Annotated in this window: 15 protein-coding genes; 6 read left to right on the forward strand and 9 right to left on the reverse strand. The window is 72.3% G+C overall.

Features of this window, described 5'->3' with window-relative positions; genetic code table 11:
- Position 1: 1 nt before the first annotated feature.
- The 8 genes from ABZ833_RS26010 to ABZ833_RS26045 form a co-directional block, all read right to left on the reverse strand.
- Positions 2-664: a lipopolysaccharide biosynthesis protein gene (locus ABZ833_RS26010; protein ID WP_361050696.1), complete on the reverse strand. Its 663-nt coding sequence runs from the start codon at positions 662-664 to the stop codon at positions 2-4.
- The gene (locus ABZ833_RS26015) at positions 664-1,794 is read right to left on the reverse strand and encodes a glycosyltransferase (protein WP_361050699.1); all 1,131 of its coding nucleotides are present in this window, start codon (positions 1,792-1,794) and stop codon (positions 664-666) included. The genes ABZ833_RS26010 and ABZ833_RS26015 overlap by 1 nt, the downstream gene beginning before the upstream one ends.
- On the reverse strand, positions 1,791-2,504 hold the full coding sequence (locus ABZ833_RS26020) for a polysaccharide deacetylase family protein (protein ID WP_361050858.1): 714 nt from the start codon (positions 2,502-2,504) through the stop codon (positions 1,791-1,793). Before ABZ833_RS26020 ends, ABZ833_RS26015 begins: the two co-directional genes overlap by 4 nt.
- A gap of 61 nt (positions 2,505-2,565) precedes the next feature.
- On the reverse strand, positions 2,566-4,230 hold the full coding sequence (locus ABZ833_RS26025) for a lipid II flippase MurJ (protein ID WP_361050702.1): 1,665 nt from the start codon (positions 4,228-4,230) through the stop codon (positions 2,566-2,568).
- Complete coding sequence (locus ABZ833_RS26030) at positions 4,227-5,492, reverse strand: O-antigen ligase family protein (protein WP_361050861.1); 1,266 nt, start codon at positions 5,490-5,492, stop codon at positions 4,227-4,229. The genes ABZ833_RS26025 and ABZ833_RS26030 overlap by 4 nt, the downstream gene beginning before the upstream one ends.
- Before the next feature lie 98 nt (positions 5,493-5,590).
- On the reverse strand, positions 5,591-7,072 hold the full coding sequence (locus tag ABZ833_RS26035; RefSeq protein ID WP_361050705.1) for a sugar transferase: 1,482 nt from the start codon (positions 7,070-7,072) through the stop codon (positions 5,591-5,593).
- Positions 7,069-8,223 carry a glycosyltransferase gene (locus ABZ833_RS26040; RefSeq protein ID WP_361050708.1) on the reverse strand — a complete coding sequence of 385 codons (1,155 nt, stop codon included), beginning with the start codon at positions 8,221-8,223 and terminating at the stop codon, positions 7,069-7,071. The genes ABZ833_RS26035 and ABZ833_RS26040 overlap by 4 nt, the downstream gene beginning before the upstream one ends.
- 33 nt (positions 8,224-8,256) lie before the next feature.
- Positions 8,257-9,360 carry a DUF3344 domain-containing protein gene (locus ABZ833_RS26045; protein WP_361050711.1) on the reverse strand — a complete coding sequence of 368 codons (1,104 nt, stop codon included), beginning with the start codon at positions 9,358-9,360 and terminating at the stop codon, positions 8,257-8,259.
- A 346-nt stretch (positions 9,361-9,706) separates the two neighbouring features.
- Between ABZ833_RS26045 and ABZ833_RS26050 the strand changes: the two genes are divergently transcribed.
- The 5 genes from ABZ833_RS26050 (at position 9,707) to ABZ833_RS26070 (ending at position 12,450) form a co-directional block, all read left to right on the forward strand.
- Positions 9,707-9,946: a chaplin gene (locus tag ABZ833_RS26050; protein ID WP_361050714.1), complete on the forward strand. Its 240-nt coding sequence runs from the start codon at positions 9,707-9,709 to the stop codon at positions 9,944-9,946.
- Positions 9,947-10,124: 178 nt separating this feature from the next.
- A complete protein-coding gene (locus ABZ833_RS26055; protein WP_361050717.1) occupies positions 10,125-10,817 on the forward strand; it encodes a hypothetical protein in 693 nt (230 codons plus the stop codon).
- Between the two features lie 209 nt (positions 10,818-11,026).
- Entirely contained in the window at positions 11,027-11,308 is a 282-nt protein-coding gene (locus ABZ833_RS26060; RefSeq protein ID WP_249588007.1) for a hypothetical protein, read from the forward strand.
- Between the two features lie 129 nt (positions 11,309-11,437).
- Positions 11,438-11,689: a chaplin gene (locus ABZ833_RS26065; protein WP_361050721.1), complete on the forward strand. Its 252-nt coding sequence runs from the start codon at positions 11,438-11,440 to the stop codon at positions 11,687-11,689.
- Positions 11,690-11,946: 257 nt separating this feature from the next.
- Positions 11,947-12,450: a DUF5949 family protein gene (locus tag ABZ833_RS26070; RefSeq protein WP_361050724.1), complete on the forward strand. Its 504-nt coding sequence runs from the start codon at positions 11,947-11,949 to the stop codon at positions 12,448-12,450.
- Positions 12,451-12,549: 99 nt separating this feature from the next.
- On the opposite strand, the gene ABZ833_RS26075 is transcribed toward ABZ833_RS26070, so the two are convergent.
- Positions 12,550-12,759 carry a hypothetical protein gene (locus ABZ833_RS26075; protein ID WP_361050726.1) on the reverse strand — a complete coding sequence of 70 codons (210 nt, stop codon included), beginning with the start codon at positions 12,757-12,759 and terminating at the stop codon, positions 12,550-12,552.
- A 134-nt stretch (positions 12,760-12,893) separates the two neighbouring features.
- On the opposite strand from ABZ833_RS26075, the gene ABZ833_RS26080 reads away from it, so the two are divergent.
- Positions 12,894-13,303, forward strand: a 410-nt coding sequence (locus tag ABZ833_RS26080; protein ID WP_361050729.1) for a vitamin K epoxide reductase family protein, incomplete at its 3' end; no start/stop codon positions are given.

Raw genomic sequence — 13,303 nt, forward strand, 5'->3', positions numbered from 1 at the left:
ATCACCTCTCCCGGTTGAGATCGGCGGACTGCGCGGGACCCGGCACCGAAGCCGGGACCGCGTCATCGCCGCGCCGGGGGCGCACGAGGAGGGCGAGCCCGCCGAGCAGGCCTCCCGCGCAGCCGCCCACCAGGGCGGTCATCGGCGCCGATGCCGACGCGGGGGCCGCGGGCTTGACCGCGCGCGAGAGCTGAAGGAGGCGTACCTGCGTACTGTCCTTGGTGTGGTTCGCGTTGTTGGTCAGGGAGCGCGACACCGCGTTGGCGATGTCACGGGCCTTGCCGGGCTTGGCCGCGGTCGCCGAGATCGAGATCATCGGGGCGTCGGGCGATGTGGCCGCCTGCACGCTGTCGCGCAGTGTCTGCGGCGAGACGCCCGACTCCACCTGGGCGTCGCCGAGCACCGCGACCTGCGTGGCGACCCGGCCGTACGCCGTGGCGAAGCCGAGCGCCGCCGTGGGGTCGGAGTCCTTCTCCGGGACCGCGATCACATAGCTCGTCGCGGTGTACTGAGGGGTCTTCACCACGCCGTAGGCCCCGCCTGTCAGGGCGCCGAGCACGGCGCCCGCCGGCAGGAGCCACCACGCGGGAAGCCGCTTCACGCGGGCCAGCATCGGGGCCGGGTGACCGGCCGGGCGGTGCCGCCTGCTGAGGGTATCGGTCATCAGGAACTCACTCTCGGGGTCGAGCCGGAGGCAGCTGCCTCGTAGACATGCATCAGCTGTGCTGCACTGCGGGTGATGCTGTAGTGGTGCGCGGCCTGAAGGGCGAGGCGCGGCCGCGCCCCCGCATCCCGGACCCGCAGCAGCGCCCGCGCGAAGGAATCCGGGTCGCCCGTGACGCGCTCGGCGCCGGTGGCCGCTTCCGGCGGGAGGTCCTCGACGGCGGGGCACCGGACGTAGAGCACCGGCAGACCGGCGGCGAGCCCCTCCACGACAGCGAGGCCGAAGGCCTCCTCGGGCGACGGCGACGCGAGGACGTCCATCGCGGCGAGGAGCGCCGGGAGGCCGGTGGTCTCAGAAGAGAGATGCGAGCGCTCCCCGGCGAACACCACCCGTTCCGCGAGCCCCAGTTGGGCCGCCGTCATGCGCAGTCTGTCCTCGTCGGGGCCACCGCCGACCAGGAGCACGCGTACGTCCTGGGGCAGCGAGGCGAGGGCGTGCAGCAGGACGTCGAAGCGCTTGCCCTCGACGATGCGGCCGACCCCGCCGACGACGAACGCCTCGTCCGGGAGCCCCAGTTGACGGCGGGCGGCGACGCGGGCCCGCGGGTCGAAGCGGAACCGCTCCACTTCGATGCCGTTCGGTACGACGTGGATGCGCTGCCGGGGCACGCCCCACCGGCTGAGCCGCTCGGCGACGGACGGGGACACCGCCACCGTGGCCCGGCCCAGGCGCTCGCCGGTCAGGTACAGCGCGCGGACGCCCGGGGTCAGCGGCCGTCCCTCCATCTGCGAGTCGCCGAGGGAGTGTTCGGTGGCGACGACCGCGCGCGTCCCCGCCAGGCGGGCGGCGATGCGCCCGTAGAGGCAGGCGCGGAACAGGTGGGTGTGCACGAGGTCGTACCGGCCGCCACGGATGACCTTCGCGAGGCGGGGGACGGCGCCCACGTCACGGTTGCCGGACATGCCCAGGTGGATGACGCGCACCCCGTCGGCCGTCAGGCCTTCGGCGACGGGACCGGGGTTGGTGAGGGTCACGACGTCGCAGGCGGCGGGCAAGTGGCGCAGCAGCAGGCGCAGTTGCTGCTCGGCGCCGCCGACCCCGAGGCCCGTGATGATGTGCAGGGCCTTCACTCGGCCACCGCCGGTTCGCGGACCGCCCGGCGGCGCAGCCGGTTGAGCCGCAGCTTCAGCTGGAGCCGCAGGGCGGTGTCCTCCTGCCCGATGTGGACGCGCGGCAGGGCGTGCACCCCGGTCAGGGGACCCGGGGAGATCGCGCACGCGTAGCGGTAGCCGGCCGCGCGTACGGTCTCGACGACCCGCTGGTCGACGGTTCCGTACGGGTAGCAGAAGCCCTCCACCTCGCGGCCGATGAGGTCGGACAACTCGACCCGGCTGCCACTGGTCTCCTGCCACAGGAGCCGGTCGTCCGCCCGGGTGAGGTCGATGTGGGTCAGGCCGTGCGAGGCGACCTCCATCCCCTCGGCGGCGGCGTGGCGGATGCCGTCCGCGGTGAGCAGCGGTTTGCGCGGGCCGAGGGGGTCCCACGCGTTCTCGCCCGCGAGGCGGCCCGGGAGCACGAACAGGGTGGCGTCGAAGTCGTAGCGGCGCAGGAGCGGCAGGGCGTGGTCGACGAAGTCGGTGTACCCGTCGTCGAAGGTGAGGCCGACCAGGTCGCGTCCCTCGCCGCGGGCGCGCGCCGTGAGGAGCCGCGTCATGCTCACCCCGCGCAGCCCCTGGCGGCGGAGCCAGCGCAGCTGGGCGGCGAGGCGTTCGGGCGAGACGGTGATCTTGTAGGGGTCGTCCGCGCAGTTGTCCACGGAGTGGTACATCGCCACCCACATCGGCGCCTGGGGCAGCCAGTGCCGCGTGCGCCGCGAACGTGGGGTCTCACCGAGTGCTGTGTCAACGGACATGCGTGAGCTTTCGTGTGGCGGATGTGACGGCGGTTGTGACGGATCGGACGACGGGTTCGATGGCCTGGGCCTTCAGGGCCCAGAGCACCAGGACGAAGACAGCGGCGACGGTCGAGGACCCGACGGCGAAGGCGAGGAACGGCGATTCGACGCGGCTCGCGAAGGCCCCGCCGAAGCCGGTGGCGCACACCATCGCGGCCACCGGCTTGACCAGTTCGCCAAGGACACGGCGGACCCGGATCGGCACATTGCGCGGCCCCATCCCGCACAGCAGCACGAAGGCGGTGACGCTGATCCCCGCCGCGTTGGCGAGCGCGATGCCGCGTACGCCCCACAGGTCCACCGCCCAGCCGCCGATCGCGGCGGTCGCGGAGACGCCGACCGCCATCGCGCCCAGCGGGAACCACGTGGCGCGCCCGCCGGAGAAGTAGGAGCGGACGAGCGCCCCGACCAGCGTGTGGCCCAAGAGTCCCAGGGCGTACACGCGCATCACGGCCGCCGTGGCGACGGTGTCGTCCGCGGTGAACGCGCCCCGTTGGAAGAGGAGTTGGATGAGCTGCGGCGCGCAGGCGATGACCACGGCGGTGCCGAGGAGGACCACGCAGCCGGCCAGGCCCAGGTCCCGCTCGACGCGCGACCTGGCCCGCTTGACGTCTCCTTCGGCCAGGGCCCGCGCGACGACGGGGAGCGTGACCGTGCACAGCATCAGGGAGAGGATCATCGGCACCTGCGCCACTTTTTGCGCGTAGTTGAGGTGCGAGATGGCCCCCGAGGGCAGCGAGGACGCGAGGAAGCGCTCGATGAGCACCTGCGACTGCCGGCACAGCGCGAAGAGCAGCACGGTGGCGATGAGGGTGCTGCCCATCAGCGCCGGGGCCGACGGTCCTGTCGCCTGCTCGTTCGGGGCGTCCGCCGTGTCGCGGGTGAGCTGCCGCCAGAGCGAGGGCGCCTGGACGAGCACCATGAGTACGCCGCCGACCGCGACACCCAGGGCTGCCGCGCGGACGCCGTAGCGGGGGGCGAGGACGAACACCGCGGTGATGATGCCGATGTTGTAGAAGACGTAGATGCCCGCGGGGGCCACGAACCGGCGGTGGGCGCGCAGCGCGGCGCTGCAGTACCCGGCGAGGCCGAACGTGAAGACGCAGGTGGCGGTCAGCAGCGTGCAGTCCACGGCGAGGCGCGGGTCGGGCAGGCCCGGCGCGAGGATCTCCACCAAGGCCGGCGCCCCGGCCATCAGGATCAGCGCGACGACCCCGGAGGCGAGCATCAGGCGGGGCAGCGTCGCGGCGACGAGCGCGCGGACCGGGTCGCGGCGCGCGCCCTGGCCGCGGCGGGCGAGCGCCATGCTGAAGGCCGGTACGAGGGCGAACGCGAGGCCGTCCTCGATGAGCAGGGTCGTGGCCACCTCGGGGACGGTCCACGCGACGAGGAAGGCGTCGGTCTCGGAGCCCGCCCCGAAGAAGTGGGCGAGCGCCTGGTCGCGCACGAGCCCGAGCACCGATCCGGCCACCGTGAGGACCGCGGTGACCAGGGCTGCCTTGGCGAGAAAGCCGTTGGAGGGGTCGGAGCCCCTGACGGGCTCGGCCTCGCTGGCCGGCGCGGGCACCTTGCCGACCGGGCCCGCGTCCACGGAGTGGGTCGTGGAGGTCATCGCGGCGCCTCCCCCGGCATCGGCGCCGCGAGCGCGCGGCCGGACAGCGCCCACCAGGCCACGAGCCCGAGGACCACGGCCATGAGCACCGTCGATGGCCCGCCGATGTCGGCGTACGCGAAGTCCACCAGCTGCCAGACGAGGAGTCCGCACGCGACGAGCGCGCAGTCCACGCCCGCTCCCCCGCGGACCCGCGCGAGCCGCCGCAGACCGAGCAGCAGGAAGGCCGCCCAGCTGCCCACGAGGGTGCACAGGCCGAGCAGCCCCTGCTCGCTGAGGACGAGCAGGTACATGTTGTGCGGGGAGAGCAGCGGCTGGCGGCTGAACTCCGCGCCCGCGCCTCCGGTGTCGCTTGCCGACGACAGGGCCAGCGAGGCGTGGCTGTCGCGGTGGTCGGGGAAGGCCTTGAGCCCCACGCCCGACACCGGTTCGTCGCGCCACATGTCCACCGCGGCGGCCCACATGGTGTACCGGTCGGTGACCGACTGGTCGGGGGCGTCGGTCACCTGCGTGATGCTGGTGATCCGCTCCTGCAGCATCTGCGTGCCGATGCCGAACCCGCCCACGAGGACGACGGCCGCTGCGGCCACCACGGCGAGGGACCGCAGGGCTCGCCGCACTCCCGCGAGCCCCAGCTGCGCACCGCACGCCACGACGGTGGCGATCCAGGCGCCGCGGCTGAAGGAGAGCGCGAGCGGGACGACCAGGAGCAGCGCGCACACCAGCGCCATCTGACGCTGCTTCGGGGATGCCGGGCCGAGCGCGAGAGCAACCGCGCACACCACTCCGTACGACACCACGGTCGCCATTCCCATGACGTCCGTCGGACCGAAGGTCCCCACGGCCCGGATGTCCGCGCCCATGTAGGTGGCGCCGGTCCCCGTGACGTACTGATAGGCGCCGAGCGCGCCCTGGAACAGGGCGAGCGCGACGAGCGACCAGGCCACCAGGCGGAAGTCGCGGCGGTCGCGCACGAGCATCAGGACCGCGGCCGGTACGAGGACGAAGATCTGGAGGTAGCGCACCAGGCCGGTCGCCCCGGCCGACGCGGTGCTCGCGCCGATCGCGGCGACCGCGATGCCGATCACCGGGAGGCCGAGCACGACGGCTGCGGTCCGGGTCAGCGGACGGCGTGCCCCGCGCACGGCGCGGGCCACGCACCAGAGCACCACGAGGGCGGAGACCGCGTCGGCGATCGTGCCGCCCCCGGAGCCGCCGTCGCTGGGCGGCACGGGCAGCGCGAGCAGGGCGACCAGGGCCATGACGGGCAGCACGGGGCCCGCGCCGCGCAGTGCCGAGGAGATCGCGGCGGCCGGTGAGCCGGGCGGGAAGAGCGTGATCGGGGCACTGTTCACCTGGGTCAGCTCCCCGTCGGACGGACGAGCGAGGCGGCGGTGCGCAGCAGGATGCACAGGTCCTGCCAGAACGACCAGCTGTCGATGTAGGCGTTGTCGAACCGGCACCGGTCCTCGATCGAGGTGTCGCCGCGCAGCCCCTGGATCTGGGCGAGCCCGGTGATGCCGGTCGGCATGCGGTGGCGCTCGGCGTAGCCCGGGTAGGTCTGGCTGAACTTGCCGACGAAATAAGGGCGTTCGGGGCGTGGGCCGACCAGGCTCATGTCGCCCCAGAAGACGTTCCACAGCTGCGGCAGCTCGTCGAGCGACGTCCGGCGCAGGAACTGGCAGAACGGGCTCATGTGCTGCTCACCCGCCACGGTCCACCGGGTCGCGGCCTCGTGCGGGTCGGCGGGGCGGTGCGTGCGGAACTTGAGCAGGGTGAACGGCCGCCCGCCCTTGCCGATGCGCTCCTGACGGAAGATCACCCCGGGGCCGTCGCTGGCCCGCAGGACGGCGGCGCACGCGAGGAGCACCGGGCTGATCAGCAGCAGCAGGATCCCCGAGGTCACGAGGTCGAGGGCGCGCTTGCTGAGGCTGAAGTGCCTGCGCCCGGCGGGCACGAGCGAGCGGCAGGGGAACCCGGCGAGCCGCCCGGATCTGGACTGCCGCCCCGGCGCGTCGTAGCCCGGCGGCTGCGTCGCGTCGATCGCCCATACGTCACAGCCGGATCCGCTCAGCGTGCGCAGCCAGCCGATCTGCTCCGGTCCCGGCGTCGGCCCGACGACCAGGACGGTGCGTACGGCGTTCTGGATGACCGCGCGGCGCAGCTCCTCGATCGTGGAGAGCACCGGCAGTTCGGCCCCCTCCGACTCCGTGCGCTCGGCGGGCGCCTCGCCCACGATGCCCACGGGCCGGACCCCGGCCTGCGGATGGCGCAGGACCGCCTCGGCCACGCGGCGGGCGACGGGGGCGGGGCCGACCACCAGGGCGGGGCGCGGCTGGCGCCGCGTCGCTCTGCGCGCCCACCAGTACAGGGCGCCTCGGCCCGTGCAGCACAGCACGCTCTGGAGCGCCGCCGCCGTGCACAAGGCGGTGAGGGAGAGCGGGCTCAGGGCGGAGAAGCTCGCGGCGACGAGCCCCACGGCGCCCCAGCTCAGCGCGGTCTGCCAGGCAAGCGAGGGCAGTTCGTCGAGGGCGGAGGGCACGGCGAGGCGGCGGTAGAGCGCGGCGCGCGCGTTCAGGCCGGTCACGGCGGTCAGGAGCAGGGCCACCAGCAGCGGGTGGCGCTGCGGATCGGTGAGCAGCACGGTGGCGAGCAGGGCGGCGCTGCAGTCGACGGCGACCAGGGGGAGGGCCGACGAGCGGCGTACCGAAGCCCCCCATCCGGTGCTCGTCCTGCGGCCGCTCCCGGCCCCGCGGGGAGGGATGACCGAGGCGGTGGCGATGGCGTGGTCGGCCGCCCGTGGCTGCGCGGCGGGGGTGGCGACAGTTCGTTCCGCACTCACGGGTTGATGGACTCCCTGCACTTGATGGGCCCCACGCCCGGTAGCTCGCGGTACACGGCCGCGACAGCGTCCGTGGTGTGCCGCACATCGTGGGTGTTCGATACGTGGCGGTGCGCTGCACGGCCGAGGGCTTCGCGAAGGGGCGGGTCGCCGAGCAGTCCGACGAGGGCTCGCGCCAGTGCGTCGGGGTCCTGGGCGGGAACGAGGCCGTGGGGCACGAGTGCGGGCGGCAGGCTCTCGCGCGCGCCGTCCACATCGGTGACCACCACGGGACGGGCGCAGGCCATCGCCTCCAGGGGTACGAGTGCCATGCCCTCCCACCGGGACGGCAGGACCACGAGGTCGGCCGCCTGGTACCAGGGGGTGGCGTCCTCGACGGCTCCGGCGAACCGCACGGAGGCGGGCGCCTGTTCGCGCAGGCCGGGCCCGTCGGGTCCGTCCCCGACGAGGACGAGCCGGGCCAGCGGCATCCGCTCGGTGACCGCCGCCCAGGCCCGCAGCAGGACGTCCTGCCCCTTCTGCCGGCACAGCCTCCCCACGCACACCACCAGGGGCGCCTGTTCGCAGAGCCCGAGTCCGGCCCGCGCGGCCTGGGCGGCCATGGGCCGGAAGTGCTCGACGTCCACCCCGTTGGGGATCACCGACCAGGGCGCGTCGATCCCCGACCGCTGTCCGGTGAGCCGCTCAGCCTCGCTGACGCAGACGACGTGCGTGGCCCAGCGCGCCCCGAAACGCTCCCAGCGCAGGGCGAGCCGCGCGGTCACGCCGCCGACGGCCTCGAAGGACCAGGCGTGCGGCTGGAACACCGTGGGGACCTTGCCGCGCAGGGCGAGCCGGGCGGCGAGCCCGGCCTTGGCGCTGTGCGCGTGCACGACGTCGGGCCGCAGCTCGTCGACGATGCGGGCAAGGCGCCGCACTTCGTCCGGAAGGCCGGGCCCGGGGGAACGGGTCGCCGCCCACCGGTGGACGTCGCTTCCCAGGCCGCGCACGGCGTCCGGCAGACAGCCGCTGTCCGGACACGCCACGCTGACCTGCATCCCGGCGGACAGCTGGGACTTCACCAGGTCGGTGACCACGCGGGCCACTCCGCCGTCGACGGGCTGGGCGACATGAAGGACGCTCAGCCGTTGGTCTGTTGCTGACAGTTGCATGCACGGCGCCTTGCTCAGGGGGAAGGTGGTGCGCTACCGCTTCGCGTCCACAGCGGCGAAGAGCACACCGGCCCACGCGGACTCTCGCTGCGAGGCAAGACGGATGAGCAGGCCCTTTCGGTCGGCCTTGAGGCCCCCGTCGAGGCGGAAGATGTCGGAGTCGTATCCGAGCGTGTTGGCGTACGCGGGCGTCCTCGCGCTCTGCCTGCCCGGCTCGCTGATGGTCGAGTTCATGACGTCGCGGGCGGGGTTGGCCGCGTCGGAGAGCCGCACGGGCCTGCTCCGGCCGGTGGACACGGTGAGCGTGTCGCCGGTCGTTCCGCGGTCGCCGTTGTACGTGACCATGCCGACGCGGCCCTTGGCGCGGGCCGGGACCGGCATGCCGCCGAGCCGTACCGCCTGGCTGCGCCCGCGCGCGTCGAAGGAGTCGAAGCCGTCCCACACGGTCAGGTGCCGCAGCGGCGCGGCCTCGTTCTCGTACGCGACGACCAGCGTCCAGCCGCCCCATGCCCCGGCCTTCGAGTGGCCCATCGCCACGTTGACCTGGGCGACGGTGTACATCCCCGCGCCGCTGGCCCTGACGAGGTTCGTGACGTCGGCCGAGGCCTGGAAGGCGTCCGCTCCGTTGGCGGTGCGGTGCCCGACCAGGGTGTCGGCCTTCACGTCCTGGTAGCTGCCGCCGGGTTCGGCGATCAGGGCCTTGCCGTTGTCCTTGGGCGGCTTCTGCTCACCGACGCGGAGGTTGCCGCCCCAGTACAGGCGCGCGTAGGACACCCGGGAGCCCCGCGGGATCCGGACCTCGCCGCGGCTCGAGTTGTAGGTGTTCGGGTCCTTGTCGACGTCGACGTAGAACATGTCGAAGTCGTTGTTGGCGGCCGTCTTGCCCCCGCGCGCGGAAGGACATGACACCGCGCGGACCGCCATCGGCTTGCGGCACGTGATGGCCGTGTTGGCGGCGCGGGTGATCCCGCCGTGCTGGAGGGCGTGATAGCGCTGCGCGAACTTGATGCTCGACGCCTCGGCGGCGGGGGGTGCGGGCGCGGCGGCCACGGCGGGGCCGCCCGGCGTGGCGACGACCGCGAGGGAAAAGGCACACAGCGTCACGCGACGCAGGAGGGGGCCCAGGGAATTACGCATGACCGGCGTTGCCCTTTCGGGAAAGGTTCCGAACCAGGAGGGAGAAGGTAAATGCGAAAGTCACACTCGACTCGTAACTTCCCGCACTTGTTCTTTCAAATGGCTTCAGGAGGAGAGCAACACTAGCCGCTTTCCGCATTAATCCAGGAAGGCTGACAAGTGTGTCGGAAACGTGAAGTGAGTAACGCTCGGGGCGTGCCCGGAGCACGGGCCGAGGGCCCCCGCGTTAACCGTGCGCCAGCAGATCACCCTTTTGGGCCCACAACTCCTGCGGGCGACGTCCGTTGATCCATGGGCCGGGCACCCCGCCCAGCCGATGCATCAACTGACCAAGGAGCAACTCTCCATGTCGCGTACCGCGAAGGCCCTCGCCCTCTCCACCGTTGCCGTGGCCGCCATGGCCGGCAGCGCCGGCATCGCCGCCGCCGACGCCGGCGCCCAGGGGGCCGCCACCAACTCCCCCGGCGTCGGCTCGGGCAACGCCGTCCAGGTGCCGGTCCACGTTCCGGTCAACGCCTGCGGCAACACCGTCGACGTCATCGGTCTGCTGAACCCGGCGTTCGGCAACACCTGCGTCAACGCCTGACACCTCAGCAGCACGCAGTCAGCGACGGCCGTTCTCCCCCGAGGAGGACGGCCGTCGTGCGTTCCCACGTGTGCCCCGAACGGCCGCCATGCCCCAAATGGCAGTCGCTCGGTTGCGGACGGTGTCCACCGCTTTCACGGTGAACACAAGATCCGACGCATCACCGAAGGGAACATTCATGCGCGCTCTGCCCGTACGGCGTATCGCGACCACCGTCCTCTGCGCTTCACTTCTCATCGGGACGGCCGGTCCCGTCATCGCCGCCGAGAGCGACTCTCACAGCACCAGCGCCCAGGAAGCGGCCCGCGCGCCGGTCCCCGGGGCGGACGCGCTGCTCGCCCAGGCCAAGACCCTGGGCGACGCCGGCGGTGTACTCACCCCGGTCACCGACCTGCTCACCGCCGTGCTCAAGGCCGACAAGGGCCAACTGCCCGCCGCGGACGCCACGAAGCTCGCCGACCCGGTGAAGGAGGCCATCACCAAGGCCTCTGCCGCGGCCCCCAAGGCGCCCGAACTCCCCGAGACCCCGGCGGCCCCTGACACCCCGGCACTCCCCGACACCGCGGCGCTCCCGGAGGCACCGGCCCTCCCCAAGGCACTGTCGGACGACTCCAGGGCCGCGGCCGCCGACCCGAAGGCCGACGCCCTGAAGGCGCTGCAGACCGCGGTCGACGCCCTGGTCAAGGCGGCCACCGGCGGCGACGTCACCAAGGTGGCGGGCGCGGTTCCGCCCGTGCTCACCGGCCTGGTCAACCTCCTCGCCGCCACGCTGCTCGGCGGCGGTCTCCCCGCACCCGACCTGGCGGGTCTGCCGGCCCTGCCCAAGCTGCCGGCCGCACCCGGCCTGCCGCAGGCACCCGGGCTTTCCTGAGCCTCAGTCAGTGCCCGTCGCGCCGGTCCTCAGGGCCGGCGCGACGGGCATGTGCGCGTCCATCTCATACGAGAATGAGACACCGCCTTCGTTCGGGTGGGTTCCTGGATTTTCCGCCGCACAGAGTTTCCGCCGTTCACAGCGCTCGTTACCCATGGCGAAGTGAAAATCCCCTCTGGCGACCGTCCGTCGCCGAAGAAAGGAACACGATGAAGCCCCTGAAGGCTGCCGCCGTCGTTGCCGGATCCCTGGTCATCGCAGGTGCCGCCGCACCCGCCTTTGCCGCCGACCTCACGCCCACCAGCCTGAACGGTGCACTGGACACGATCACCAGCCAGCCGACGCTCGACGCGGCCCCGGTGGCCACCAACGCCCTCGACGCCGAGAACAAGGACTCGGTCGTCAACAGCGTGTCAGGTGCCGCTGACGACCTGCACGCGGGCGGCGGCGCACCCGGCAAGCTTCTCGGCGGACTTCCCCTCGCGAAGTAGAACTCTTTCTTGCTCCTTCCGGACGGCGCATTGCGCCGAATGAAGGAAGCAATTACCTGGGCGTGTTCCTGCTGAGGCTTCCGCGAACAGGTCCATAAGGTAAAGCAAATCCGAAGGGAAGGTTTGATTATGAACACTGCCAAGAAGGCTGCTCTCGTCCTTGCCACCGCCGGTCTCGCCGCGGGTGCCGCCGCAGGCAGCGCCTTCGCCACCGACGGCAGCGGTTCCTCCGCCGAGGGCGCGGCTGTCGGCTCGCCCGGCGTCCTCTCCGGCAACCTGGCCGAGGTCCCGGTCCACGTACCGGTGAACGTCGCGGGCAACACGGCCAACCTGATCGGCGCCCTGAACCCGGCGTTCGGCAACACGGCCGTCAACAGCTGACGCACCCCCGAGAAGTACTGCCGCGAGCACACGGCACGCAGCAGTGAGGGCCGGTTCCGCAGACGCGTTCTGCGGGACCGGCCCTCGGGCTTTCCCCGGCACTTCACGCCTCTGCAGGGCCTCAGTTCGACTGACGGGCCCCGGAGTTCGACCGGCGCGTGCCTCGCGTGCCCCGATCGTGTGATCGCTCGCCCGCACTCACCCAGTCAAGTGACAGACGGGTCCGGGACATCAGGTCACGTCGATACCGTTCCGGGATGACCTCGACATCGAGCGAAACCCGCACCTTCCGACCCGCCGATCTGGGCACCCTCACCGTGGTCGCCTGGAGCGGTGAACACCCGGAGGACGAGAAGGACATGCCCTTCCTGCTCGCCTACTCGCTGGGCGACGGCGAAGGCGGTCCTGAGGCCGCGACCGAAGCCATCGAGCACCTGCTGCGCAACACCGGGCTCCCCATCGGCGGCCCCGTCGTGGAGAGCTCCCGCAACCCGAGCCTGCCCCTCACCCTCCTCGTCGAGGCCGGCCAGGCCGTCCTGAACATGCCGCACCTCAATGCCCAGTGCGTCGTACCGCCGGAGTGGCTCGCCGCGGTGGGCGAGCGGGGACACGCCTACTTCATGTTCACCACGCGCCCGTGGCCCGAGGCCAAGCCCGGGGTTCCGCTCGCCGAGGAGGACCTCGCGGCCTTCGCGGGCGCCGAGGAGACCATGACCAGCGCCGCGCACTGCCTGCTCACCGCGAAGAGCCTGCGCGGCTAGGCGCGGCCGTTTCGGCGGGCCCGCACGTGGCAGGGCCCGCCGGTCGGGACGGACCGGCGGACCCAAGCACTCCGTGACGCGGTGGTTCAGCGCATCGCGTCAGAGAAGACCGAGGTCCAGGTCCAGCAGGCCGTGGTCGTGGCCGTGGTGGTGGTGATGGTCGTCCCAGCAGCCGCCGTGGTCGCACGGGTGGGAGGCCGCCGCCTTCTGCGTGGGAACTTCCGCCGCCTGAGCGGCAGTTGTCAGCGGCACCGCCACGGCCAGGGTCAGCATGGCGGTCGCCGCGGCACGACGAAGCGTGATCTTCATGGGGGATCTCCTAGATCCGTTGGGGACGCGACCGACGCTAATCAGCCCCACAGACCCTGTCCTGCCGAGAGATGCACGACTACTGCAAAAGGGTGCCGACCCCGCCGCCCGCGAACCCAGTGAGGACCCAGCCGATGACCACCAGGACACCTCTGCCCCAAGCCCGTACGCCCGAGTCCCCGTCAGGGCGTGTGGACCCGCCATCCGGTGGTACCGGCGGGAGCCGTGCGTTCGCGCTGCTTCTGGTGATCACGGGTACTGCGGGTCTGCTGGCGGCGTGGGTCATCACGCTGGACAAGTTCAAGCTCCTTGAGGACCCGGACTTCACGCCGGGCTGCAGCCTCAATCCGGTGGTCTCCTGCGGCAACATCATGAAGAGCGAGCAGGCGTCGGTCTTCGGGTTCCCGAACCCGATGCTGGGCATCGCCGCGTACGCCGTCGTGATGTGCGTCGGCATGAGCCTGCTGGGCCGCGCCCGCTTCCCGCGCTGGTACTGGCTGACGCTGAACGCGGGCATGCTCTTCGGGGTCGGCTTCTGCACCTG

The organism is Streptomyces sp. NPDC047525, assembly GCF_040643025.1.
Taxonomy (GTDB): domain Bacteria; phylum Actinomycetota; class Actinomycetes; order Streptomycetales; family Streptomycetaceae; genus Streptomyces; species Streptomyces durmitorensis.